25 protein-coding genes, 2 tRNA genes and 1 pseudogene are annotated in these 26,205 nt (G+C 39.9%); 22 read left to right on the forward strand and 6 right to left on the reverse strand.

The genetic code is table 11. The annotated features are described in order from the left end of the window. The first annotated feature begins 48 nt into the window (after positions 1-48). The 5 genes and pseudogenes from V7D18_RS17920 (at position 49) to V7D18_RS17940 (ending at position 3,751) form a co-directional block, all read left to right on the forward strand. A tRNA-Glu gene (locus V7D18_RS17920) sits at positions 49-120 on the forward strand. A 33-nt stretch (positions 121-153) separates the two neighbouring features. Next, a tRNA-Cys gene (locus V7D18_RS17925) sits at positions 154-224 on the forward strand. A 424-nt stretch (positions 225-648) separates the two neighbouring features. Then, positions 649-918: pseudogene (locus V7D18_RS17930) on the forward strand (hypothetical protein); the annotation flags it as partial. Positions 919-1,094: 176 nt separating this feature from the next. After that, complete coding sequence (locus V7D18_RS17935; RefSeq protein ID WP_426156159.1) at positions 1,095-2,540, forward strand: Ig-like domain-containing protein; 1,446 nt, start codon at positions 1,095-1,097, stop codon at positions 2,538-2,540. A gap of 497 nt (positions 2,541-3,037) precedes the next feature. Further along, entirely contained in the window at positions 3,038-3,751 is a 714-nt protein-coding gene (locus tag V7D18_RS17940; protein WP_426156161.1) for a hypothetical protein, read from the forward strand. Between the two features lie 433 nt (positions 3,752-4,184). On the opposite strand, the gene V7D18_RS17945 is transcribed toward V7D18_RS17940, so the two are convergent. The 3 genes from V7D18_RS17945 to V7D18_RS17955 form a co-directional block, all read right to left on the reverse strand. Further along, on the reverse strand, positions 4,185-4,733 hold the full coding sequence (locus V7D18_RS17945) for an NADPH-dependent FMN reductase (protein WP_426156163.1): 549 nt from the start codon (positions 4,731-4,733) through the stop codon (positions 4,185-4,187). Between the two features lie 33 nt (positions 4,734-4,766). Beyond that, positions 4,767-5,408, reverse strand: a complete 642-nt coding sequence (locus tag V7D18_RS17950) for an NAD(P)-dependent oxidoreductase (RefSeq protein WP_426156165.1) — start codon at positions 5,406-5,408, stop codon at positions 4,767-4,769. 63 nt (positions 5,409-5,471) lie between these two features. Further along, positions 5,472-5,879 (reverse strand): Rrf2 family transcriptional regulator, encoded by a 408-nt coding sequence (locus V7D18_RS17955; protein ID WP_426156166.1) that lies wholly within the window; start codon positions 5,877-5,879, stop codon positions 5,472-5,474. 192 nt (positions 5,880-6,071) lie between these two features. On the opposite strand from V7D18_RS17955, the gene V7D18_RS17960 reads away from it, so the two are divergent. The 16 genes from V7D18_RS17960 (at position 6,072) to V7D18_RS18035 (ending at position 21,498) form a co-directional block, all read left to right on the forward strand. Continuing rightward, a complete protein-coding gene (locus V7D18_RS17960; protein ID WP_426156167.1) occupies positions 6,072-6,773 on the forward strand; it encodes a hypothetical protein in 702 nt (233 codons plus the stop codon). A 380-nt stretch (positions 6,774-7,153) separates the two neighbouring features. Further along, the gene (locus V7D18_RS17965; RefSeq protein WP_426156169.1) at positions 7,154-7,342 is read left to right on the forward strand and encodes a hypothetical protein; all 189 of its coding nucleotides are present in this window, start codon (positions 7,154-7,156) and stop codon (positions 7,340-7,342) included. A 276-nt stretch (positions 7,343-7,618) separates the two neighbouring features. Next, a complete protein-coding gene (locus V7D18_RS17970) occupies positions 7,619-9,295 on the forward strand; it encodes a peptide ABC transporter substrate-binding protein (RefSeq protein ID WP_426156171.1) in 1,677 nt (558 codons plus the stop codon). A 135-nt stretch (positions 9,296-9,430) separates the two neighbouring features. Further along, a complete protein-coding gene (locus V7D18_RS17975) occupies positions 9,431-10,369 on the forward strand; it encodes an ABC transporter permease (protein ID WP_426156174.1) in 939 nt (312 codons plus the stop codon). Positions 10,370-10,371: 2 nt separating this feature from the next. Further along, complete coding sequence (locus V7D18_RS17980) at positions 10,372-11,277, forward strand: ABC transporter permease (protein ID WP_426156176.1); 906 nt, start codon at positions 10,372-10,374, stop codon at positions 11,275-11,277. 11 nt (positions 11,278-11,288) lie between these two features. Continuing rightward, on the forward strand, positions 11,289-12,278 hold the full coding sequence (locus tag V7D18_RS17985; protein ID WP_426156177.1) for an ABC transporter ATP-binding protein: 990 nt from the start codon (positions 11,289-11,291) through the stop codon (positions 12,276-12,278). 12 nt (positions 12,279-12,290) lie between these two features. Then, complete coding sequence (locus V7D18_RS17990) at positions 12,291-13,259, forward strand: ABC transporter ATP-binding protein (RefSeq protein WP_426156179.1); 969 nt, start codon at positions 12,291-12,293, stop codon at positions 13,257-13,259. A gap of 38 nt (positions 13,260-13,297) precedes the next feature. Next, positions 13,298-14,065 carry a copper homeostasis protein CutC gene (locus V7D18_RS17995; RefSeq protein ID WP_426156478.1) on the forward strand — a complete coding sequence of 256 codons (768 nt, stop codon included), beginning with the start codon at positions 13,298-13,300 and terminating at the stop codon, positions 14,063-14,065. Beyond that, a complete protein-coding gene (locus V7D18_RS18000) occupies positions 14,044-14,805 on the forward strand; it encodes a DeoR/GlpR family DNA-binding transcription regulator (RefSeq protein WP_426156181.1) in 762 nt (253 codons plus the stop codon). The genes V7D18_RS17995 and V7D18_RS18000 overlap by 22 nt, the downstream gene beginning before the upstream one ends. 60 nt (positions 14,806-14,865) lie before the next feature. Continuing rightward, positions 14,866-17,430, forward strand: coding sequence for a transglutaminase domain-containing protein (locus V7D18_RS18005; RefSeq protein WP_426156184.1), 2,565 nt, complete (start codon positions 14,866-14,868; stop codon positions 17,428-17,430). 190 nt (positions 17,431-17,620) lie between these two features. After that, the gene (locus tag V7D18_RS18010; RefSeq protein WP_426156185.1) at positions 17,621-17,926 is read left to right on the forward strand and encodes a PadR family transcriptional regulator; all 306 of its coding nucleotides are present in this window, start codon (positions 17,621-17,623) and stop codon (positions 17,924-17,926) included. Then, positions 17,923-18,237: a DUF2812 domain-containing protein gene (locus V7D18_RS18015; protein ID WP_426156187.1), complete on the forward strand. Its 315-nt coding sequence runs from the start codon at positions 17,923-17,925 to the stop codon at positions 18,235-18,237. Before V7D18_RS18010 ends, V7D18_RS18015 begins: the two co-directional genes overlap by 4 nt. Positions 18,238-18,345: 108 nt before the next feature. Next, on the forward strand, positions 18,346-19,341 hold the full coding sequence (locus tag V7D18_RS18020) for a hypothetical protein (protein ID WP_426156189.1): 996 nt from the start codon (positions 18,346-18,348) through the stop codon (positions 19,339-19,341). A 38-nt stretch (positions 19,342-19,379) separates the two neighbouring features. Then, positions 19,380-20,186 carry a hypothetical protein gene (locus V7D18_RS18025; protein WP_426156191.1) on the forward strand — a complete coding sequence of 269 codons (807 nt, stop codon included), beginning with the start codon at positions 19,380-19,382 and terminating at the stop codon, positions 20,184-20,186. Positions 20,187-20,341: 155 nt separating this feature from the next. Next, on the forward strand, positions 20,342-20,908 hold the full coding sequence (locus V7D18_RS18030) for a TetR/AcrR family transcriptional regulator (protein WP_426156193.1): 567 nt from the start codon (positions 20,342-20,344) through the stop codon (positions 20,906-20,908). 35 nt (positions 20,909-20,943) lie between these two features. Then, a complete protein-coding gene (locus V7D18_RS18035) occupies positions 20,944-21,498 on the forward strand; it encodes a GNAT family N-acetyltransferase (protein ID WP_426156196.1) in 555 nt (184 codons plus the stop codon). 63 nt (positions 21,499-21,561) lie between these two features. Here the strand turns inward: V7D18_RS18035 and V7D18_RS18040 are convergent, their stop codons facing one another. The 3 genes from V7D18_RS18040 to V7D18_RS18050 form a co-directional block, all read right to left on the reverse strand. Beyond that, on the reverse strand, positions 21,562-22,044 hold the full coding sequence (locus V7D18_RS18040; RefSeq protein ID WP_426156199.1) for a helix-turn-helix domain-containing protein: 483 nt from the start codon (positions 22,042-22,044) through the stop codon (positions 21,562-21,564). A 230-nt stretch (positions 22,045-22,274) separates the two neighbouring features. Further along, positions 22,275-23,054 carry a class I SAM-dependent methyltransferase gene (locus V7D18_RS18045; protein WP_426156202.1) on the reverse strand — a complete coding sequence of 260 codons (780 nt, stop codon included), beginning with the start codon at positions 23,052-23,054 and terminating at the stop codon, positions 22,275-22,277. A gap of 86 nt (positions 23,055-23,140) precedes the next feature. After that, complete coding sequence (locus tag V7D18_RS18050) at positions 23,141-23,761, reverse strand: TetR/AcrR family transcriptional regulator (RefSeq protein WP_426156205.1); 621 nt, start codon at positions 23,759-23,761, stop codon at positions 23,141-23,143. Between the two features lie 397 nt (positions 23,762-24,158). Between V7D18_RS18050 and V7D18_RS18055 the strand changes: the two genes are divergently transcribed. After that, a complete protein-coding gene (locus V7D18_RS18055) occupies positions 24,159-26,186 on the forward strand; it encodes a beta-galactosidase (RefSeq protein WP_426156208.1) in 2,028 nt (675 codons plus the stop codon). The last annotated feature ends 19 nt before the right edge of the window (positions 26,187-26,205 follow it).

A 26,205-nucleotide genomic window follows, 5' to 3' on the forward strand; every position in this document is an offset into this window, starting at 1 on the left:
TTCGTGATACTCAGCTAGATAGACTGTGAGGAAACGAAATTTAAGTAAGGCCCCATGGTCAAGCGGTTAAGACATCGCCCTTTCACGGCGGTAACACGAGTTCGAATCTCGTTGGGGTCACTGAATGCAAGTAGTTCAGATTTATAATTTAATGGCGACATAGCCAAGTGGTAAGGCGTGGGTCTGCAACACCCTGATCACCAGTTCAAATCTGGTTGTCGCCTCTCTAAAACCCTAGTAAATACTAGGGTTCTTTTTTTTCGTGTTGCATTTCATGTTGCATCTCACTGAAATAAGTATTTGCAATCTTGTTCATTTCTTGTGCTTTTCCTGTCATAGTATGACGATATACATTTTTTAGATGACGTATAATTAATTTCGCAAATTTAATTGACACAGCTTTGTAATTCTGCCTGATAGACCTTTCCACTTCTCGGCTACAAAATCAGGATAGTCAATGAAGCGATCACCTGCGTAAGACTTGGGGGATTTTATCACCCACGAATGATCGGGTGAAAGTACCATGTTCTTACAAACATGAACCACGTTGCCATTAATATGCTCGGTATCGAGAGCGCATATCTCACCACGGCGCATCGGGCCAAAAGCAGCAAGAAGTATTGGGATCTCCAGATCAGTACCTGAAGCAAGTGGTACTGGTTTGACGGTGCCGGCATGATGGTCACAAACACATGGTACAAATATAACTGTGATTGGTATTACCTGGGACCAGACGGGGCTATGTGTAAATCTCAGCTTGTAGAGAACTCCGGAAAGATCTATGCAGTAGACACTGACGGAAAGATGATAACAGAGCCAGTGAAACTTACACCAGATCAGGATAGGATTAGTGAAATAGTACTAAATTTGTTTGGCAAGGTTACCAATTGCCCCGTTAGATATAAGATGATAATATAAATGCATTCTAAAACATAAATCAAATGCCGAAATCCCAGAATACTATAATCGATTATATTAAAAATTTACAAGTCATTTGTTACGTTCAGATGGCTTTCTTTTCTGCACTTTATTTTTTGATTTAGAATATTTATAACAACTATAATTACAAAAGATAAATTTTGGAGGTATATAGTATGAAAAAGACAAGTAAATTACTAAGCTTCATGGTCGCTTTAATTACAACAATAACAATGTTTTTCACAACTAGTTTTGCATCAACAGCCAAGCAGTTAGATCTTTCTGAATGGAAAAGTGTGACATTAGCAAATGATTTTCCTGAAGATCCTCTTCCGAATTGGAAAATAGACTCTTCAGGAACTTCTGTAACGCAGACTATTAATGGTAGGCCTGCAGCATTAATAGGCGATATTGAATGCAGTAACGCTAAAATAGAAGGGTCATTTAGTGTTGATTCTACGGTTGGTGATGATGATTATATTGGCTTCGTCTTTGGTTATAAGGATATTGGGCATTATTATTTATTTGATTGGAAACAGAAAAAACAAGTGGTTTCTGACAAAGGAACTGCGGAACAAGGAATGAGCGTAAAACTTGTAAATACTGGTGAAACAATTAAAGAAACCGATTTATGGCCAACTACAAGTAGTGGAAAAAAGGTTAAGACTTTATATCATAATGGTATTAGCTATCAATACAAAACTGTTTACAATTTTGAATTAAACTTTAGTGGCCAGGGAAGCATTAATATCGTAATAAAGCAGGGAGATAAAGTTTTAGATAATATAGCAATCGATGATAGTACATACACTTCTGGCAAATTTGGTTTCTATAATTTTTCTCAAGATATGGTTACATATAAAGGTTTTACTACGGAAATTTTAAGACCAGTTTTAAAAGCCAATGGCGGAGATTCCAAAGTAGATTTAACCTGGAACACAATAACCGATGCAACAAGCTACACCATTAAGCGTTCCACAACTGCAGGTGGCCCATATGAAACAATATCAACCGATGTAACAGGTACTATCTATACCGATACTAATGTTACTAATGGAACGAATTACTATTATATTATAACTGCAATCGTTGCCGGCAGGGAAAGTGGTAATTCTAATGAGGCCTCGGCTACTCCAGAGGCATCTCAAACACCTCCCACAACTGAAGCTAAATTAAAAGTAGTTTTAGAGGTTGCCGAATCACTCCGATTAAGCGTAGATGATGATTTGAATGTTAATACACAAATGTCCTGGTCTTCTTCAGATCAAACAGTAGCCACAGTAAATGAAAAAGGAATAGTGACAGCTCTGGCCCCTGGTAATACTATTATAACAGCAAAGAGCGTAGATGGCTCCTATACAGATTATATAAACGTTTTAGTTGTAGAGAATGCAGACGATTACAGACTTGCAATTGATTTAAAAATTGGAGAAACGGCCAGACTAACAACAGATGACTTCACTAATACAGCTAACGTCACATGGGCTCCTATGGATTCATCAATAGCCAACGTAACCAGTAAGGGAAAAGTCACAGCACTAAGCAAAGGATTGGTTTTAATCAGTGCAAAAGATGCAGACGGAAATATTATTGGCCGTGTATATGTAAGAGTAAGAGAATAGTTTGATTAAAGGCGGGTATCCGGTATTCTGGACCCGCCTTATATTAATGCTTTTTATATATGTAGATGTATACAAGGTATTTTGGGCAATCATTAAACAAAGGTCATAGCCAAGGTGGAATGTCCTAGAAAGCACTGTAGGGTAGTTGCTGGAACTCCATTCTATAAAGCAGGGAGCCGCCGTAAAGCGGATTTTATGGCTGGTTGGGGTCAATGCCAATAAGAATCAGAATAAGCCTTTAAATGCCTGTTAAATATAATAGAGGTTAGCTGTTCACCATCTCTTATTAAGATAAATTTGTCCTCTATATCTGTCCAACATAAGGTACGAAGTTCAGCAATTTGACAAATTAAGTAGAAATATAATTAAACAGCAGGACTAAATGTATCGTTTGCTTCTAAATTTCGTATAGATTCTCTCATATATTATGATATTGGTTGTATTTAATTAATTTATAAATTATAATAAAGGTATTATTAATAGATAAGGGGATACGCATGAAAAAGTTTATAGTTATATTGTCTTTAGTGTTCTCGATTTTAGGTTCAATTGTAAGTCGTGCTGATGAATGGAGGCAGGACTCTAATGGCTGGCAATATGTATACAGTGATGGCACTTTTGCGAAAAATAGTTGGCTTAATGATTCTGGGTCTGGTAAACGTTATCATTTTGATCAAAATGGGTATATGCAATCTGGAGTTGTGAATGTGGATGGAAAGGAATACTATTTTAATGATGCAGGAGAACTTCAAAGAAATAGGTTAATACCAGATGGACGCACGTTAGATTATAACGGAGAAATAATTGATAATGTAAATGATGGAATAACGATTCTTATTGCGTGGATTTCTGATGTAAAAGTTGGTAATGGTAAAGCTATTAGTGTAGGTATTACGAATTTATGTGATAAAACTATTTCCATTAAAAATGATTGTCGAATGATAAGCAATGGAAATGTGTATACCTTATATCTATATGATGCAAATACACATGAATTTTATGGGGAAAAAACCATTAATCCGAAAGAACAGGTTATTATGAATTTTATCGATCATAATAAATCAGAATTTTATATAGATAAAAGTAGCGTTCTTATGTTGAGAACTGTAATTAATGACAGTGAATATACATGTTATGCTGTCGGACAAAATGAGTATGTCCTACATGCATCGTCAGAGAAACTTAAAGAACTTAATAGTGAAATAAATTAATTCCCGTGCTTAAAACTAGGTTGAGTATTGTTTCTATCAATAGGCATGATCCGGAACATAAAAATATTAAATGTATTAATTGTTTTGAGTATAAACCTAAGTGGTATGGCGTGAATAAAATTGAGCATTGATGAAAATGAAAGGGTATTAGGGCTTCTCCTCTGCGTAAGCAGAGGAAAAGCTTTTTTTGTTTTTAGAGATAGATGCAAGCTGCTCAGCTTATAAATTACCTTGCCTTTAAAAAATACCTTTAGACAGTTTAACAGATTTACCTGCACGCTCTCCGAGATGTTGTAATGTTTTCGTATTATCCTTACATCAAATCAACCAAGGAACAATACTCAAAATCGAGTGGAAGTATCTTGTTTAAACACGGAATGCCTCCTATAAATAACCAATAGGGAAACAGATGACTGTTTCCCTATTGTCTAAATTAAGATAGTTTTTCAATCCAAGCAGCGAAAGCAGCTAAAAAACCGTTCAAAAATTCTTTAGTAGCTTCGTTATTTAACTCCCCATTTTCATCGATCAGTGTATGGAAAGAACCAATATACGCTTCAGGTTGAGCAAGGGTTAAAACATTTAGAAAAGCCAGTACCTGTCGTAAATGATGATTTGCACCAAAACCGCCTATGCCGCCTGGTGACTGGCTGATTACGGCACCTGGCTTGCCGCTCCAGACATTTTCACCATAAGGTCTGGAACCGATGTCAAGAGCATTTTTCAGAGCTGCAGGAATAGAGCGGTTATGCTCTGGTGTAATGAACAGTACGGCGTCTAAATTCTTTACTTCATTCCGAAATACCGTGTATTCATTCAGATCTTCACTATCATAATCCTGATTATAAAGCGGAAGTTTTCCAATATCGATGATTTTAAACACATAACCTTCCGGCCCGTGATTTTTCACATAGTCTGCAATGCTTCCGGAAAATGAATTCTTTCTTAAACTACCATTAATAATTCCAATTGTCTTACTCATAAAATATACCTCCATTTCAAATTTGTTTTCTATTTATTGATTACATACAGTAAATCTAGTACGAATAAAATGTGGATCTTCTATTTCATTCAGAATGGCAACAGCCATGGTTCCGCTTGTTACGACTGACTCGCCTTTGGAGGAGGTCAGCAAATGATCCTTTCCTAAAACAGGTACCGTCGCTTCTCCTGGGACAAATTGCGCCGATGGGGATACGCCTACCCAGTTAACATTTTCAATGCTTCTTAAAAAATTAAGGGTTTTATATGCCTCTACTGGAATGGAAATCCAAGATGCAACGTCAGGTAAGGTCTTCAAAGTGTCTAGAAACAGGTTATTGTTTTCATCTAACAGGCTGGCTGCACCGAGAATAAAAAACAGTCTGGGCTTTTCGGTTTCACGGAAAAAATTTATGAGCTTTGCAGCCAGATCAAGATGTAAATAAGCTTTAGCGGGAGCTGTTGCGAAGGCATTTATAATGACATCAAAGCCCTCAAGATCTGGTCTTGTTAAATCAAACACATCTTTATCAATTACGTTTACTCCGTTTCCAAACAAAGATACTGCCTTATCCTTATGCCGGACAATTGCAGTTACTTCGTGTCCGCGTAATACACTTTCTTTGTAGAGTGCGGTGCCGGCCATACCGGTTGCACCTATTATTGCAATTTTCATCGTTACACACATCCTTTCTTTTTCTTTCAGGCTCAGATTTTAATGAAATGAGTCATAGTTGTTTTATATAAATTCTTTTATAATGTCAGCCAGGCTAATGGCAGACAACTTTTCATCTGTTGCTTTTTGTATGCTGTCGTATAAATGTTTCAATGTGACTTCTATCTTTGCCCCTACAGGACAGTTTGGATTGGTGTTGCTATGAATGCTAAACAAATCCTGATGGTCTTCTGTTGCAAAAAAGATATCCAGAAGTGAAATATCTTTTGCCTCTCTGGCAAGACCTGTTACACCAAGTTTCGTACTCGTTTTAATTAGCTTTGCCTTCTTTAAACGACTCATTAAACGTCTGACAAGGGCGGGATTGGTGTTAATGCTGGAAGCGATGTACTCAGATGTGACGGGCTGTCCCTCCATCAGTACAATCACACTCATTATATGAATGCTTACTGATAATTTAGTTGAATACATAAGCACCTCCTTCTGTAACTATTTTAGTTACAAATAAGCGCTTTGTCAAGTACTTATTTACCTTTTTTTCTACTATGTTTATTCTGAAGGTTATTTTTTACTGGATACAGAAGTCTTATTACTTGGTAATAATTGTAACTTATTAATTTATATTATATAATAAATCTAGTTAATATAAATGGAGGGATATGTATGAAAAAGTTTATAGTTATGGTGTCTTTGGTATTTTCAGTATTGGGTTCCATTGTGAGCTATGCTGATGAATGGAAACAGGATTCGACCGGATGGCAATATGTGTACAATGATGGTACGGTATTAAGAGACAACTGGTTTACTAACCCTGAGACGGGTGAACATTATCATTTTGATTCAAATGGGTATATGCAGACTGGAATTGTTAACGTAGAAGGAAAGGATCGCTATTTTAATGATTCAGGAGTACTTTTGGTAAATGGATTAATACCAGATGGACGTATGGCTGATCGCAACGGGGAAATTATTAATGATGTCAATGATGGAGTGACGTTTCTGGTAGTGTGGCTTTCTGATGCGAAAGTTGGAAATAGTAAAGTTGTCTCTGTAGGTATAAAGAATATAAGTAATAAACCGGTTACAGTTAAAAATAAATGTGATATAACTACAAATGAAAAAACCACTACGTTATCTCTTTATAATCCGGATACACATAGCTTCTATGATGAGAGGACTATTAATTCCAATGAGACGGTTAATATGAGTTTTATTAATCCTAACTTATCTGAGTTTTACACGGACGAAAGCAGTTCTATCGTATTCCCGGTTCAGATTGATGGAAAAAAGTTTACATGTATTATTAATGAACATGTGGGGGTTATTATGCATAAATCTCAGGAGGAACTTAATAGTGCTAATTAGTATATTGCTGGTTAGTATACAATTTTAAACTGGATGATCGAGTAAAAAAGCTCCTGTAGTTAGAGTGAAAGTAGAATAGCATAAGGGTTTCTCCTTCGCGAAAGCAAAGCAGAAACCCTTCTTTTATTTCTGTAATTTGTATTTTTTCTCACTCTATAAGGGAATAGACTCTTATAATGCGTTATTCTAAATATGAGATTTCCGTAAGTAAAATAAAATTACAGAGTTTATAGGCAGGAATCAAGAATTGCTGACTTTGACCAAGTTTTATGGATTACTAATCTCGTATGGTTCAAAATAATCATGAGCACAATTCATATAATAATAAAATGTTATTAATGGGATAATATATTTTAAAAATATAGAATGGAGTAAAAATAATGAATAAATTCTCAAATGAAGAACTGACAGAAGCTCTACGGGCTATAAATTCCATAATAAGCAAATGCGAAAAGGCACAGGAGAAATTCCCCGAAGGAAATTCTCATCACACACTTCTTAGAAATCGTTTAAAGGCAATGTATATTTCAAAAGAATTAATTACGGATGCGATATCAAAAAATAGTTAGACTATGCAAAAAGAGCATGTGGGATTATAGTTTGATTGAACTTAAATTCATATAAGGGTTTCTCCACCGCGAAAGCAAAGCAGAAACTCTTTTTTTATTGCTCAGACTTTTAAAAACAAGTATTTTAGTTAAGAATTGAAACAATTTGAAACAAGATAAAATAATAAAAAATGTATTGACACAACCACTAAGCATCTGTATAATTTAAATAATTTTATAGGCAAATTGCTATAAATTAAGACGAAACAATAAAAGTAATACAAAAGGAGAGGAAATATGAAAAAAAGAGTATTAGCATTGGGTACTGCTGCGTGTCTGGTAATTGGAGCTCTTTCTGGTTGTGCATTTACCGGGAACACCGGTGGAACAACTGCTGGTGAGTCATCTCAGAGTGCAGGTGCAAGTGAATCTGTTTCTGACAAAACCACGGCTCCGGCAGCAGGTAATCAGGTACTTAGCGTTTATGCAAACGCAGAAATCAAGACTCTGGTACAGTGGGCAGCTTCTGACAGCCAGTCCTCCATGGTAAATAACAATGCATTTGAGGGTCTGCTTCGCCTGGATGAAAAAAATGAGGCTCAGCCAGCACTTGCAAAAAGTTATGATGTTTCAGATGATAAACTTACATACACCTTTCATTTAAGAGATGGTTTGCAGTGGAGCGACGGAACTCCTTTAACAGCCAGTGATTTCGTGTTCTCCTGGTTAAAGCAGATGAGCGCAGATGCGACTAACGGCTATAGCTTTATTATGACAGATTACATTGTAAATGGTACTGAATACAATGAGGGGAAAGTTAGTGCGGAGGAAGTCGGTGTAAAAGCTGTTGACGATAAGACATTCCAGGTGACCATTAAAGCGCCCACTCCTTATTTTGCACGTTTAACCGTTCTCTGCCAGTTCTTCCCTTTAAATGAGGCATATGTTACCTCAAAGGGTGATCAGTATGGTTTAAGTGCGGATAACATGATCTACTGCGGACCTTATGTAATTACCAGTTACGATCCGGCAGTTGGTGCGACTCTTAAAAAGAATGACAAGTACTGGGATGCTGCAAATGTTAAGATTGAGAATGCTCAGGTAAGAGTTATGAAAGATGCTTCGGCAGCTTTAAATGCTTATCTGGCAAATGAGCTGAGCCAGGTTGCACTGGATTCTTCCAATGTGGCGGCTTACCAGAATAATCCGGAATTCAAATCGGAAAGCGAGTTCAGAACGGAATATCTCCAGTTTTCTTTAAGCAATCCGGTTATGAAAAACAAAAACATTCGTAAAGCTGTTTCTGCAGCAATTGACCGTGATACTCTGGCTAAAGTGATCCTTGCAGATGGTTCTTCTTCCAGCAACGGCCTTGTTGCAGAAGGTATGTATGGAGACGGAAGTAAGACCTTCCGTGAGCTTAACGGAAATTTATGCCCGTTTAATGCAGAAGAAGCGAAAAAGTATTGGGAAGAGGGCTGTAAGGAATTGGGAGAGACTCCGAAGCTGACACTTCTGGTGCGTGATGATTCTGTGACAAAAGCAGTTGCGACTTACATTCAGAGTGAGTTAAATAAGAATTTAGGTATTGATATTACAATCGATACGAAGACGGTTCAGGCAAGAAATGAATTAATGGATAACGATAATTATATGTTTGCTTCCACTGCATGGGGCGCTGATTATGATGATGCCATGACCTATCTTGATTTATGGACCAATGGTACTCCATACCGTGGCTCCTATCAGAACGAAAATTATAATAAGCTGATCACCGACGCAAGAGTTGAGACTGATGATGCGAAGCGTCTGAATATGCTGCTGCAGGCGGAAAAACTTCTGGTTGATGAAGACGTGATTGTTGCTCCTTTGTATCACAGAGGATCTGCTACACTGACGAAAGCAAATGTAAAAGGACTGGTTAACCATCCGTTCGGACCAGACGTGGAATTTAAGTACGCTTACTTTGAGTAATCCGCGGCGGGCAGAGGTTTGCCCTGGCAGATAGAATGCGGGAAATGAGAAGAGCCGCCCCTTCTTTTTCAAAATTTAAGAAGGACGGCTCTTTTTGAAATCTTATGAAAATAGGAATGCAAAGGAGGATACGGCATGATAAAATATATCTGCAAGCGTCTGATTTATCTGGTGCTGACATTATGGGTCATTGTAACGGCGACATTTTTTCTGATGAAAAAGCTGCCCGGCTCTCCTTTTGATGCGGAACGTTTTAATATGATGTCTGTACAACAGCAACAAGCTATTTTAGAACAGTATGGATTAAACGAATCTCTGCCAAGGCAGTATGTAAAGTATATGGGCAATATTCTACATGGAGATTTCGGGACTTCTTTTACATATACGGGTCAGAAAGTATCTACTGTAATAGGAGGAAGAATCGGTCCTTCGGCATTGATCGGAATTCAGGCGGTATTGATCGGTTTGGCTCTGGGGCTCACCCTGGGTATTATTGCGGCGTGGAAACACAACAGCGGAATTGACTATTTTACCATGATTGTGGCTGTGCTGGGAGTTTCTGTTCCAAATTTTGTGGCAGCGGCTCTGCTTCAGTATTATGTGGCTTTAAAATGGGGGATACTTCCGGTTGGCTTTTGGACGGACTGGAGGTGCTCAGTGCTCCCTTCTGTTGCCCTGTCCTTTTCTGCCACAGCTATGGTTGCGCGGTTTATCAGGACGGAAATGTTAGAAGTATTGGAGCAGGATTATATTGTTACTGCAAAGGCAAAGGGACTGAGCCCTATGAAAGTACTGATGCGGCATGCTGTGAGAAACTCCATTATTCCTGTGGTAACCATTCTTGGACCGATTGTCGTAAATCTTTTGACGGGATCTCTGGCAGTAGAAAATATTTATACCATTCCGGGAATCGGCAGCTTATTCGTGGACAGCATTAAGGCCAATGATTATTCTACAATTATGGGAATCACGATTTTTTACAGCGCTTTCTACATTTTTGTAGTATTGATCGTTGACATCGCTTATTCTCTGATTGATCCAAGAATACGCCTGGCAGCAGGAAAGGAGGCGTGAGTATGGATGAATTATTTGTGAGGGTTCATGTGGATGAATCAGAAAAAGAACATATCGCCCACCCCAGTCTTACCGCTTTTCAGGAAGGGTGGCTCCGGTTGAAGAAAAATAAAGCGGCGGTTGCCAGTTTGTTTACTTTAATCGCAATTGGGCTTCTTGCATTACTGGCACCGGTGTTCTCGGCTTATTCTTATAAAGAAACGAATTATGATATTATATATCAAATTCCTTCCATCACACATCTGTTTGGAACGGATCAGTTCGGCCGGGATTTGTGGGTCAGAACCTGGATGGGAACCCGCATATCACTGCTGATTGCATTTGTGGCTGCATTTTTGGATCTGACGGTTGGAGTGGTTTATGGAGCGGTTTCTGCCCTGATCGGCGGGAAAGTGGATGCAGTTATGCAGAGATTCATTGAAATACTGGTGGGAATTCCCCATCTGATTATTGTAATTCTTTTGATGATGATTATGCCGGCTGGTATTTGGACCATTGTGGTGGCTCTTTCCATTACCGGCTGGGTAAATATGGCCCGTCTGGTCCGGGCGGAGATTTTAAAGCTGAAAAACCAGGAGTTTGTGCTGGCCGCCCGTGTTTTGGGTACAAGTACTTCCAAAATCATATGGAAACATCTCATACCCAATACGGTTGGGGTCATTGTTATTAATGCCATGTTCACAATTCCTTCTGCCATATTTACAGAGGCATTTTTAAGCTTTATTGGTATTGGTATGCAGGAGCCGAAAGCCTCTCTTGGAGTTTTGATTAATAACGGATACCAGGTGCTTCGTAATTTCCCCCATGTACTGATTTTCCCTGCCATCGTGATTGTGCTTATTATGGTATGTTTCAGTATTCTTGGTGATGGTCTGCGTGATGCACTGGACCCCAGAATGAGAAAGTAGGTGAATCGTCAGTGAGCAGATTATTAGAAGTGAATCAGTTACGGGTACAGATAGAGACACAGCACGGTACGGTTTTAGCAGTCCGGGGAGTCAGCTTTCATTTGGATGAACAGGAGACTCTTGCTATCGTAGGGGAATCTGGATCCGGCAAATCTATTTCCGTAAAAAGTATTATGGGACTGCTTCCTAAAAATGGAAAGATCGTTGAAGGAAGTATTCTTCTTGATGGTATTGATCTTGCAAAATACAGTGAACGGCAGATGCAGTCAGTTAGAGGATCGGATATTTCCATGATATTTCAGGATCCCATGACCTCTTTAAATCCGACTATGGCCATTGGTAAGCAGATCGTAGAGGTTCTAAAAGAACATCGGAAGGATATGTCAAAGGCACAAATGAAAGACCGAGCTCTTGAGCTTATCTCTCTGGTTGGTATTTCAAATCCGGAAGCAAGGTTTGATCAGTATCCTCATCAGCTTTCCGGAGGCATGAGACAAAGGATTGTCATTGCAGTAGCTCTGGCTTGTGATCCCAGGATCTTGATTGCAGATGAACCTACCACAGCCCTGGATGTGACGATTCAGGCTCAGATTCTGGACCTGATGAGGGATTTGCAGAAAAAAATCAAGACATCTATTATAATTATCACTCACAATCTGGGTGTTGTTGCCAATATTGCAGACCGTGTCGCTGTTATGTATGGAGGACAGCTGGTGGAAACTGCTGATGTGAGAGATTTATTTTATGAAACCGCACATCCGTATACGAAGGGGCTTCTGGCTTCGATTCCAAAGGCTTCTGAAAAGGGAAATGAGCTGACAGCAATTCCGGGGACACCTCCGGATCTGATGGAACCGCCAAAAGGATGTCCGTTTGCGGCCAGATGCTCAAAAACCATGGAGGTCTGCAGGCAGTATCCTCCTGAGGATATGCTTTGCAGCGAAACCCATCATGCGCGCTGCTGGCTGCTTGATGACCGGGCGAAGGCCCTCAGGGAATAGGAGGAAATCATAATGTCAGCGGAAAAGAAACCTTTATTAGAAGTAAAACATTTGAAAAAGTATTTCCATGTGGGGAAAAACCAGACCTTAAAAGCGGTGAGAGACATCAGTCTGAATATCTATCAAGGAGAGACACTGGGACTGGTTGGCGAGAGCGGATGCGGAAAGTCTACTTTTGGACGGACGGTAATTCAGCTGTATGAGCCAACGGAAGGAACTGTGGTTTATGATGGGCGGGAAATTAATAACAGCATGTCACAGGCGGATCGTCATGAGTTTACAAGGAAAATGCAGATGATTTTTCAGGATCCTTACGCTTCGTTAAATCCCCGTATGAAAGTCATGGATATTATTGCAGAGGGAATGGATGCTCATGGAATCTATAAGGGGCAGGAACGGAAAAAGAAGGTGATTGAGCTTTTGGAAACGGTAGGGCTTTCGGAAGAACATGCAAATCGTTTTCCCCATGAATTTTCCGGCGGGCAGCGTCAGAGAGTCGGGATTGCCAGAGCCCTGGCGGTTGATCCGGAGTTTGTGATCTGCGATGAACCCATATCTGCTCTTGATGTTTCCATTCAGGCTCAGGTAATTAATCTGCTGAAGGAGCTGCAAAAGAAGAGAAATCTGACGTACCTCTTTATTGCTCACGATCTTTCCATGGTGAAGCATATCAGTGACCGGATTGGCGTTATGTATCTTGGAAGTATGGTGGAACTGGCGGACAGTGAGACTCTGTTTGATGATCCGTTGCATCCCTATACGCAGGCATTGCTTTCTGCAATTCCAATTCCAGACCCGGATGTAGAGAAGAACCGGAGCAGAATTATGCTGGAAGGAAGTCTTCCTGATCCCATCCGTTTGACGCAGGGGTGCCTTTTTGCGGGACGATGCCCTTATGCTGAGGAATTTTGCAGCAAAAACACACCGGAAATGAAAGAAGTAAGACCGGGACATTTTGCAGCATGCCATAAAGCGAAATAACAGGATGGCAATGAAAAATAGATTGTTAGGAGAAAATGATGAAAGACTATATCTTGGAGGTCTGTGTGGATTCTGTGGAGTCTGCAATAGCGGCAGTACGGGGAGGAGCCCAAAGGCTGGAGCTCTGTGCGAATCTGGTGATTGGAGGAACTACTCCTGGAGTAAGCCAGTTTAAGCAAATACGCAAAGCCTGTGATATTCCCATAAATGTGCTGGTAAGGCCCCGGTATGGCGACTTTTTATATACAGATTATGAGTTCCAGATGATTGCTGAGGATGCCCAGATGTTTCGGGAGCTTGGAGCAGATGGTATCGTGGCAGGCTTTTTAAAACCAGATGGAAACCTTGATGTGGAACGGTTGAAGGTACTGAAAGAAAAGGTGGGGAAAGGAAGTTTGACTCTTCACCGTGCTTTCGATGTGTGCCGGGACCCTTTTAAAAGCCTTGAGGAGGCCATAGAGGCGGGAGCAGATACCATACTGACTTCGGGACAGCAGAATACCTGCTTTGAGGGGAGAAAACTTTTGGGGGAACTGATCCGTAAGGCAGCAGGCAAAATTGATATTATGGCTGGCAGCGGGGTGAATGTGAGTACAATGGCCTGTCTGATGGATGAGATAGGCGCCAGGATTTTTCATATGTCAGGCAAGGAGATCGTGGACAGTGGGATGATTTACCGGAAAGAGAATGTTAGCATGGGAATTCCGGGAATCGGTGAATACGACATCTTCCGTACGAGGGAGGAAGAGATACGCCAGGCAAAAAAATTAATGGAGGAAAAAGCATGTTTACGGAAGAACGTTTAGACAGGATATTACAGATTCTTCAGGCAGAAGGCATGGTGAAGGTAAAGGATTTAAGTGCCCTTTTTCAGGTGACAGAGGATTGCATTAGAAAGGATTTAAAAAGCCTGGAAAATGCCGGAAAGCTGAAACGAACCTATGGGGGAGCTTTGTTATCCCAGGATTATCCATTGAAACGGGATGTAATTGACCGAAGAGATACGAATATTGAGAAAAAGATGTTAATTGCCCAAAAAGCGTTCGATCTCATAAGCGGAAATGAAACCATTTTTCTGGATATTTCTACTACAAATATTATGGTTGCGGATCTGCTTGCCAAGTCCCATAAGCGGGTAACTGTAGTGACAAATATGATTGACATTATGCAGACACTGGCAGTAAATCCCAGTATCGTCGCCATCGGAACCGGAGGGATTATGTACCATACGGTAAATGGATTTATGGGGGCGGCTGCTATTGAAATCATTAAGCAGTACAGTTTCGACCGGGCATTTATCGGGACCTGTGGCCTGGATCTTACGGATAATTCCATTACTACTCTGGGGGTAGAGGATGGGCTCACAAAGAGAGCTGCCATTGCCAGCAGCAGGCATAAGTATCTGGTAATGGAAAAGGATAAATTTTATTTTAATGATTCTTATAAATTTGCCCATTTTGATGACATTGATGGGATTATTACTGATTCAAATCCAGATGAAGCTACGTGCAACAGGCTTTATTCAGCCGGGGTCACCATCCTTTAATCGTTTGATGAAGGCTTATAAAGGAATACAAAGAGATGATTACGCGGAGGAAAATTTGTAATGTTTACAGAACATTTGCAGAAGTATGCCCAGGAAAAATATGAACTCAGGCTTCCCTATTTAAAAGATTTAAAAGGGGAAGTTGAGAAAGCCATGGAAGGCTGTAGTTTTGAAGAACAGGTGCTCATGAAATTTTTGTATGGTACCATGCCACTTAGGGATGCCGGAGAATATGATTTTAACGTATTCCTGGGATTTGTAAGGCATTCTCTTATGGTTTATGAGCAGATGGAATGGTGCCGGGAGATTCCGGAAGATATCTTTTTACATCATATATTATATTACAGGGTCAATACGGAAAATATTGAAGACTGCCGTCAGTTTTTTTATGATAAGTTAATTGACCGGGTCAAAGGACTTTCTGTAAAAGATGCAGTGCTGGAAATCAATTACTGGTGTGCGGAAAACGGAACTTATGAGTCGTCCGATAACAGGACCATTTCTCCGGTAACCGTTTATAAATCTGGAAAAGGCAGATGCGGGGAAGAATCCACCTTTGCGGTTACGGCTTTCCGGAGTGTGGGAATACCGGCCAGACAGGTATATACACCCAGATGGGCTCATTGTGATGATAATCATGCATGGGTTGAGGTGCTCGTGGATGGAAAATGGCATTTTCTGGGGGCGTGTGAGCCGGAGGAAGTACTTAATAAGGGCTGGTTTACCAATGCATCTTCCAGGGCATTGCTGGTGCACACCAGAACCTTTTCTGATTATTCTGGCGATTCAGTGAAGGAGTGTCTGGGACAGGAGGATTTGCTGGTTTATTATAATGAAACAGCCACCTATGCCCGAACCAGGCCTTATGAAATACAGGTGCTTGATGAAGAGAGCAATCCTGTAGAAAACGCTTCGGTTTCTATTGAAATACTTAATATGGCAGAATATTGCAGCGTGGCTTCCCTGCTGACGGACAATCAGGGTAAGGTGACAATTACCATTGGTCTGGGAGATGTTCATGTACGGGCAGGTAAAGGAGAGCTTAGCTGTGATGCGTGGATTTCACCAGAAGAGGAAGATCATGCAGTGCTGTATCTTAGGGATGAGAACAGGAAATCCTCCCGGGAAGTCTGGGTTGATACAGATGTCAGAGCTCCCAAGGACTATCCTATGCATACATTTAAACTTACCAGAGAGCAAAAAGAAAGAAACAGAGACAGGATTAACAAGGCTAATCAGGTGAGGGAAGAAAGGATTGCAGGGTACTTTAGAGAAGACAGCTTTGCAAGCCCAGAGCAGGACCATATTTTACGGTTATCGGCGGGTAATTTTGATGAAATTTACAGGTTTATGAATCGGGATAATAACCCGGATCGGGAAATTATGCTGGAGAGTCTGACTATTAAGGACTATAAGGATGCCAGTGCGGACATCCTGGAAAGTCATTTAATTGGAGCGGCTCCGTACCGTAAGACCTGGGAAGATAACAATAAACTGGATGTTTATGCAAAATATATACTCTGTCCCAGAATATTATTGGAAGAGATGACGGACTACCGGGGATTTATAGATGAATTCTTCAGTGAGAGTCAAAAGGAAGAATTCCGAAGCAATCCCAGGGCTGTCTGGCGGTACGTGAAGCAAAACATAGGTTTTGAGTCCAAGCTTGATTACAAGACTATTACTTCTACACCAGTTGGAAGCCTTAAACTTTTACAGGGTAACCCTCTTAGCCAGAAAATATTAATTGCAGCCATCTGCCGTACTTTGGGCATTCCCGCAAGGATTAACCCTGTGAATCTGGAAGCTGAGATATATGAATACGATGGTTTTGTATCTGTGTCTGGAGAGGAAGAAGGAGCAAAGCATCTGACTGGAGAAAAAGGAAAACTGTTATTGCACGCAGATATGGATATTGTACCGGTTTATTATCAGACGTGGACTATTGGTATGAAAAAAGATGGGCAGTTTGTAACTTTGGATTATACGGGATTAAAGTTTCAAGAAGGCTTACTGAGTCTTGATTTAGCACCTGGAGAATACCGCCTTATTACTTCCGTTCGTCTTCCAAGCGGAAACCAAAATGCCAGTGAATTTTTATTTGAGCTGAAAACTGATGAAGTAAAGACGGTCACCATGCGCCTGCGTACTGGAAGTATGGAGGATATGCTGGTAGACTATGTAATAAATGATTTTGAAGTGAACATGAAAGATTATATGAGCGAACATACGGTTTTTGCATCGGAACTTATGGCTGAGAAGGCCAATATACTGGCTGTCTTATGTGAGGGACAGGAACCCACCGAGCACGTTCTTAATGAAATGCTGGAGCAAAAGGATTCCTTAAATGCTTTGGATGCCCAGATTATTTTTCTGCTGCAAGGAGAAGCATCTTTAAAAAATTTAACCGTGCAAAAGGTTCTAAAGGCAATTCCTGGAATCGAGGTGGGTTACTTTAACTTTGATGAGGGGGTAGAACCGTTGGCTCGTAAAATGTATGTTGACCCTGAAAAGCTTCCGCTTTTAATCATCACGAACCCGGGCCTGAAGGCAGTCTACGCATGCAGCGGCTACAATGTGGGAAGTGTGGCATTAATGGAGAAACTTCTGTGTTTAAGTAAGTAAATACTTGTTTGTTGATTAAAAGGGCCGTCTTGCTGAATGCAGGATGGTCTTGTTTCATTGGAGAATTAAGTATGACAGGCAGATCCGTTAAGAAATATTGAATTTTGTTACGTTTAGTGATATATTTATTACAGTAAACGTAATATAGATGGGGGCGATAATTATTCGGGATAATATAAAAGGCGGTGCATTGACTGAAACTACCTTTCTTGTCTTGTTGGCTGTGTATAATCCGAATCATGGATATGGCATTATGCAGTTTATAGACAAAGAAACAGATGGGCGGGTTGTTTTGGGTGCAGGTACTTTGTATGGAGCTATTAATGCATTGGTAAAGAAAAAGTGGATTGTTCCTTATGATGATGAATTTGACAGCAAAAAAAAGAAATACGTCATAACTGATGCTGGAAGACAGAAAGCAGAAGAAGAATTAAAGCGAATGGCTGAAGTTATGAAGCTGGCCTCAACTATAATTATAGGAGGTAAGAACGGATGAGTAAAAAAATATTCAGATATTTTTATGATTTTGTAGACGGACAGGAAAAATGGCTGAACAGTATGGCTGATTCTGGTTATCGACTAAAGAAATGCGGCAGAGTTTTTTATACTTTTGAGGAATGCCAATTATGTGAATACGAGTATGCAGTAGAATATGTGGGAAATAAGGCTTATTCTCAGACAAAGGATTATCGAAGATATCTTGAAGGTATGGGGTTCAGGACTTATACTAAAAGTATTAATATCAATTTTTCATATGGAAAGGTAAAATGGCGTCCATATGCTGAGGGATTGGGACAGCAGATATAATGTTACTGATATTTAGAGTGATTCTGTTCATTGCCAGCGGGATGCTTTTTATACCATTGGTAAAGTACTCTTCGTTGATTAGGTGTCTCAAAGATGAAGGTAAAATCTATGAATAAGTATAGAAAGGAATTCTATATGGATACTCATAAGGTTCAAAATTATATGGGTATAAAATCAAAAGAAATTTTTGGAAATTCATTTGTCCTGAATCGAATGACAAGAATTTTGGGTGGCGCGCAAAAGCATACATATTTAGCAGAGACCGATAACGGATTCTGCTTTATTATCTACATATGGGATAAAAGCACATCGTATTTTACTTATAATGAGAATGAGGATATATTTTCTTGCAGCAGTGCAGAATTGTTTGAATTAAATAACAAACTTATGATACAGCATAACGTACTTACGCCAAAGTTATATTTTATGGATAGAAGCAAAGGAGATCAGAAATATGAATATGCTTTTGCAGAGTACATAAATGGAACTGATATGGATGAAATTATTTCACTGAAATCAGAATGTTTGCCCAAGGTGTTGGATTCTTTAAAAGCCAGTATCACAAACCTGCACAAAGAAAAGAGCGAATTTGCCGGACAGCTGAATCGGATGCAATCGGAGGAATTTGATATCATAGGTTATTCGTTAAAACTGGCATTGAAAAATATAATATATCTAAAGGAGGCGGATGTCAGCAACAGTAAATTGTACGTTAAAATATCGGAAAAATTGGGTGAGCTGACACAGGGCTTACAGAAAAGGCAGGAGTATACATTTATACATGGTGAGCTGGGACCAAACCATGTTATGGTTGATAAATATGACAATGCTTACTTAATCGATATTGAAGGAGGGAAATATTGTGATTTGGAAGAAGAGGCAAGTTTCTTAAAGATCCGGTTCAGCAAATTTTTTGATAATTTGGATAATGGTTTAGACCCCAAAAGGATGGAGTTCTACCATATTGGACATTGCCTGAACAATTTGTCAGGGGCTATTCAGCTGAAGCAGAAAGGTTATTATGATTTGGACGATGTAAATGGAATGATTGGGTATTTTAAAGGATTGCTCAGAACGGTATTGGGGCAGCAGGCCGGTGATTAAGCAGCATTAGTAATTTTAACTATAGAAAGGAAACAGACATGAATGTTCTTCAGATAAAAGATAATTTGGTGTGTGAAATATCAAAATGTAAAGAGGTGAAAGGAATAGCGCAGACAGGTGATATAAATGCAATACTGGTGCCGGGACAGAGTGACATTGATTTGTTTGTTCTTTGCACGGATATTCCGGAAAAGATAGAGCGAGAGCGGATATATTCTGTTTTTGCGGGGCAATACTCAGATTGCTCCATGAATGTATGCAACGGTGGCATGTGGGGGTATGGAGATATACTGGTAATTGATGGAATTGAGGTTATGCCTATGTATTTTACTGTGAAAGAGATGATGTCGTACCTGGAAGAAACTTTGCAGGGAAAACATCTGGGAATGACGGGCGGCTTTTATCCAACTGGAAGATTGTCCAGTGTTGAAACTATTAATATATTATATGAAGAGGATTCTGTCTGGTCAGATATGAAAGCAATGGTAAAGAGACCTCCGGCTGAATTGTTTCATAAGCTGTTTCAATTTCATATCTCCAGGGTACTTAATGAAGAGGACCTGGGAAGAGTAATCTTGAGAAAAGAAGTTCTTTTTTATCATCAGGTGCTGGAAAGCTCGTTAGATCATCTGTTCCAGGCTCTGTATGCGCTGAATCATACGTATTTTCCAAGCCGCAAAAGAATTGAAGAGTATATACGGAGGTTTGAAAACAAACCGGACAATTGTTATGAAAGACTTTTGAGGATTCTTAAATTGTCGGTTTTAAGTGATACCGTAGAGGAGTCAGTAAGAGAGCTGGAGTGTCTGGCGAGAGAAGTTGAAATGGCAGGTAATTATAATTAAGAAGGGTATTAATATCTATTGGTAAGTTTAGTTATAAATATTTTTATTGAAAGGCAGCAAAGTCTTGACAAAGAGACACGGGTGTCGCATAATGCAAAAAGAGACATCTGTGTCGCAATCAAATATTTTATTTTGTTAATATTATAGTAGGTGCAATGATGGGAAGTAAGGGTGAACTGACGAAACAGTTAATATTGGAAAAGGCATATGAATTATTTGCAGTAAAGGGATTTACTCAAGTTACTATGAAAGATATTTGTGATAAGACGGGATTAAGCAGGGGTGGACTGTATCGGCATTATGAAAATACAGATCATATATTTGAAGAGATTATTAAAGGCTTTTCAGAAGGTGGTATTGATAATATTAACGAAAAGATGAGTCGTGGTATTAAGGCAGATATTATTTTAGAAGAAATATTTTCTGTCTTAGAAGAAGAAATGCTTAATAAAAAAGATTCCTTAAGTTTAGCTATCTATGAATACGCAGTTACAAGAAAGTCTGATTTATTTGAAAAAATAAATGATATGGGAAGAAAAAAATGGAAACGGCTATTGAAATATGGAATGGAACGAGGGGAATTTATAAAAACAAATCCTGAACCAATCATAGACCTGCTCTTATATAGTTATCAGGGTGTACGAATGTGGAGTAACGTTACTGATATTAGCAGGAGTCAGATAAGTGAAATGTTACAGAAAATAAAGGAAATGTTGAGATAGAAGAATATAAATATTTTGAATAGGAGAAAGAAACAATGGAGTTGAGAGAGCCAGATGAAAAGCCTGATATACTATTAGTGAGACCAACAACTGAGCTAAAAGAAAATGCCATAGATTATAGAAAAGAACATTTTGATTGTGGAGAGCAAATTATTAATGGCAGTGAATTATTTGATAAAACAGATTCTTATGAGGACTGGTTAAAATCTGTGACCGATAACTCTGACCCTAATACCGTCAATACGAATTGGGTGGTTACAGATACTTTTTTTGCAATCGATAATAAAACAAAAAATATCGTAGGTATTATTGATTTGAGACATACACTTAATGATTTTTTAATCAATTTTGGAAATTGCGGATACAGCGTAAGACCTACTTTCAGACGTAAAGGAATTGCAACAGAGATGCTTAAACAGTTGCTGGTTATTGCAAAAGAGGCTGGCTTATCAGAATTACACTTATCAGTAGAACAAGACAATATACCTTCCATAAAAACCATAAAAAAGAATGGTGGAGTATATGAAAGAAGTTTTGAGTATGAGGGGAAAACAGCGGATATTTATAAAATTAAAATAAAAACACTTTGAGAGTTATGCCAAATAATCGTCAGGAACTTTATAATGATATATTTTGGAACAGGCTCCAGTAGTTCACCGCTGTTTTCCGGATTCTGACTGCTTTGATAAGTTTATAAAATAATCGTAGGCTTTCTTCTTTTCTACATCAGTCAGCGTCAAATAAATTGCAGTCATGGTGGCGAGTTTGTCACTGTCGTCATGGAATGTTCCTGGCTCAACGGATCTGAATCCTTTATCTGTGCGGTAAGTGTCATCAGCCGTTTCTTTGAGTAATATTTCCTCTTCAAACTTAACAATACTGTTGTGCCAGGTAACAGGGCCAATATACAGATCTCTGGTATCAGTATAATAATCCTTCCGGCCTATTAAATATGCCGGAGTCGTTTTCAAAATCTCAGCCAGTTTTTCTAAAATATTTGCTGGGACTTTCTCAATATAGCCATTTTCATATCTGAAAATAGTAGATCTTGAAACCCCTAAAAGATTCGCCACATCGTCTGCGCTCATCTGTAATTGTTTCCTTCTTTTTTTTATTCTTTGACCGGTTATTGACATCTTACCACCTCCTGGATGTATCATATCACTGATGTTGCAAAAATGCAACATATATAGGCGCATATTTGCTATTAAAGAGCTATTCTTAAATTGCAGTTACTGTAAAAAAGCAGCAGCCACATATTTGTTTTACAGAAATAATGAGGCTGCTACTTTAAACTCTATGGTAGGATACGTTCTTTTTAGTGATTTCTTTGATTCTCTCAGGATTCATTTTTCTTTGTAAGAACTCATTTCACCCCATAAAGCATCCCAAGGCCTGACAGCAGCCACGGTGCTTTCACATAGGACGGTATACAATCCATATGTTCTGTATGAGCTAGATAATGGATTTCTGTGATCCCCTCTTTTTTTAGTTCTTCTACCAATTCTTCCATATCACCATATAATATCTTCTGCTCAAATAAATCGTGAAAGGCGAAAACACCGCCTTTTTTTACTACCCGGAGTGCCTCCCGGACGACTTTGCGTTTATCCGGCTGAGTCATAACCTCGTGGAAGACAAAATTGCTGATAGCGGCGTCAAAGCTTTCATCCTGGAACGGAAGTGCGGCGGCATCCCCTTTTAAGAAGGTAATGGGCGGAACCTGTTCAATCCGCATGTTTTCTTCGCATTGTTCTTTGGCATAGTTCCATTGCGCTCCCCAATAGTCAATTCCTGTTATTTCTGCTTTGGGAAATGCTTTGGCGCATCGAATGGTGAGCGCGCCGGAGCCACAGCCGATATCCAGAAGGGTACCGTCTCCGTTCCAGCTAAGATGAGTCAGCAATTCCTTATGGATTCCGCTCATCACTCCTTTTCCTGAGAAGGAAAACGCATGGCGGCAAATCTGATGATATACGGACAAAATGGCTGACAGTATGGTCAGCATCAGAGTGGCAGCAGCCAGAATCTTCACCTGGAACAGATAGGTGAAAAACAGGGTGATCGCCAGGAAGATAACGGTTACGGCCCATAGAAAATGCATCATGGATTTGGAAATCCAGTTTCCGTAGTTTGGTTTTTTCATAATTAAGATACCTCCTTTTAATGGGGGCAGCATAACGGCTGCCTGTTTTTGTTATATAAAAAATCCAGGGCACCTTGCCCTGGATTCTATAACCGGTCTTTGCAGTTTTGAATTAAATATGTAAATCCGCCTTCCGCATAATGAGCCAGAAGACCATTAAAAAATAATGTCTGTGTCCTGTCGTAATTTCCTTTTAGCAGCTGAATGTTTCCATAGATGCGCATATCTACCAGAAGCTGTATGAACTCCCCATTGGGAACATGGCCGATGGTTTTGGTAAAATGAGTCATGAAATGCTTTTTAAGCTCCTGCTTCAGATTATCCAGAAAGTTTTCTTTTCCGCTGCCGGAGGATTTTTCCAGTAATATGAGTATTTCCCTGCGGTGCCTTAGTTCCAGGTCCATCATAGCCCGGTCGTTGTCCAGTGCCGTAGACTGGTCTTTAAGCTCTCGGTCTGCAAGTGTGTTACCCAGACTGGTCCATTGTTCAATGACTGGTTCCACAATGGCTGAAAACAGCTGCTGTTTTCCGGAAAAATGAAAATAAAAGGCGCCGGTGGTAACGCCGCAGGCAGCACAAATTTTACGGAGGCTGGCCTGCCTGTAACCTTTTTCATAAAATTCTTCTATACCTGCTTTTATCAGCCGTTCACGGGTTGTTCCGGCATCGGACTCCTGTGAAGCTGGACTCTCCCAATTCTGCTTCATGCTTGTTTGCTCCAATCTTACTGTGCTGGCATAACAACTGTTATGTTAGCACAAATAAGCCCGTCAGTCAAGAAATCAGGGATGATTATATGCTGCATCCGAACTAAAAAATTCTCGGATTGAGAGAATAAGATCTATATCAAAAAAGATTGCGTAATATAAAAAATTGTGCATTATTTTTTGTTAATAAAATAGTGTATAATATAACTGGCACCGTTACCCTGCGGTCACCTGTCTGAGTTTAATATTAAAGAGATGGCACTGATTCAACCAAGAAGCTATTAGATGCCATAAAATAAAAATGCAGACTGTAACAAGTTGGTTCTGAGCTATAATGTTTTGATTAAAGATTCTACCATGTAGGGAAATAGAGCGGGGATTATGGAGAAGAAACGATATGAATAAAAATTTAACGATGAGACAGGGAAAGATATTGCACGGAGGTGACTACAATCCGGAGCAATGGCTGGATTCCCCGGATATTCTGGAACGGGATCTGGAACTTTTTTTAAAGGCAGGTATTAATACGGTTACAATGGGGATGTTTTCCTGGGCCTTTCTGGAACCAGAGGAAGGAAACTATCAGATTGACTGGCTGATTGAGATTGTAGACCGGATGTATCGGAATGGAATATATACAATTCTTGGAACGCCTTCCGGAGCGAGACCTCAGTGGCTGGCCAGGCGATATCCGGAGGTGCTTCGGATGAATGAACAAAGAGAACGGAATTTATTTGGCGGACGGCAGAACCATTGCTATACCTCGCCTGTTTACCGCCAAAAGGTGAGAGGGATTAATACGCTTTTGGCAAAGGAAGTGGGGAATCACCCCGGCGTTCTGCTTTTTCATCTTTCCAATGAATACGGAGGAGACTGCCACTGCCCGCTGTGCCAGGCAAAATTCAGAAGCTGGCTGAAAGAACGTTATGATACAATCGAAGAATTGAACCGCAGATGGAATACTGCATTCTGGAGCCACACCTATCAAAGTTTTGATCAGATAGAAAGTCCTTCGCCCAGAGGGGAAATGATGCTTCATGCCCTGAATCTGGACTGGAAAAGATTTGTAACTGCGCAAACCGTGGATTTTGCGTCGCAGGAAAAGAAGGCGATTCGTGATGGCGGCTGTCAAAAGCCGGTTACTACTAATTTTATGGGCGATTATGATGGTTTGAATTACAGAAAATTCAGAGAAGTCATTGATGTGGTTTCCTGGGACAGCTATCCGGAATGGCATAAAAAGCCGGAGCCCCGGACTGCCGTAGAAACGGCATTTCAGCATGATTTTATGCGTACTTTGCTGAAAAAGCCATTTCTTCTGATGGAATCCTCTCCATCCTCAACAAACTGGCAGGAGGTCAGCAAACTAAGAAAGCCCGGAATACTTCATGCTGCATCGCTGCAGGCAGTCGCTCATGGCTCTGACAGCGTGCTGTATTTCCAGCTGCGGCAAAGCCGTGGAGCTTCAGAAAAATTCCATGGCGCAGTCATTGATCATTATGGAGGAGAGGACACCAGGGTTTTTCAAGAGGTCTGCCAGGTGGGTGAGACACTTTCCAGTCTGAATGAGCTTGTGGGAACGGTTCAAAAGCCAAAGGCGGCTCTTATATATGACACGGAGAACCAATGGGCTTTAATGGATGCACAGGGGCCCAGAAATGCAGGACTGCCCTACAAAGAAACTGCAGAAAAGATGTACACTGGGATGCGCAGACTTGGGCTGGACGTGGATGTTATTGATATGGAAGATGGCCTGAAGGAATATCACATTGTACTGATTCCTATGATATATATGTTCCGAGTGGGGATTGAGGATAAAATCAGGGATTTTGTGAAAAATGGCGGAACCGCCATAATGACTTTCTGGTCTGGCGTCACAGATGATACGGATCGCTGTTACCTGGGAGGTGCGCCTGGAAAGCTGACGGAAGTCTTTGGCTTAAGGAGAACTGAAATTGACGGATTATATGATGGTGAAGAAAATGCTGCTGTTCCGGTTAGGGATAATCCCCTTTCCCTGCAAAAGAGCTATACCTGTCAGAAACTGTGTGAATTGGTGAAAGTTACGGAGGCTGATGTGATTATGGCCTATGAGAAAGACTTTTATAAAGGTCTTCCTGTTTTGACTTGCAATCAATACGGAAAGGGAAAGGCATATTATATCTGTGCGGATATGGAACAGCAGTTTTACAATGACTTTTTAGAGGCAGTGCTGAAAGATAAAAATATTGAAAAACCTCTGCCTTTTATTCCTGATGGAGTAGAAGTGACCACCAGAGAGTCTAATGAAACGACCTATCTGATTATTCAAAACTTTAATGCAGATCCGGTAAGGCTTGAATTACCAATACAGGGCTATAAGCTTGTTTATGGAGTAAAGAGCAGTAGTCTGGGTGGGTTTGGAACTGTTATATTAAAAAGATAAAGATGTATGGAGGGAGAGT

Origin of the sequence: Lacrimispora sp. 38-1 (assembly GCF_049890855.1) — a bacterium.
GTDB lineage: Bacteria > Bacillota > Clostridia > Lachnospirales > Lachnospiraceae > Lacrimispora.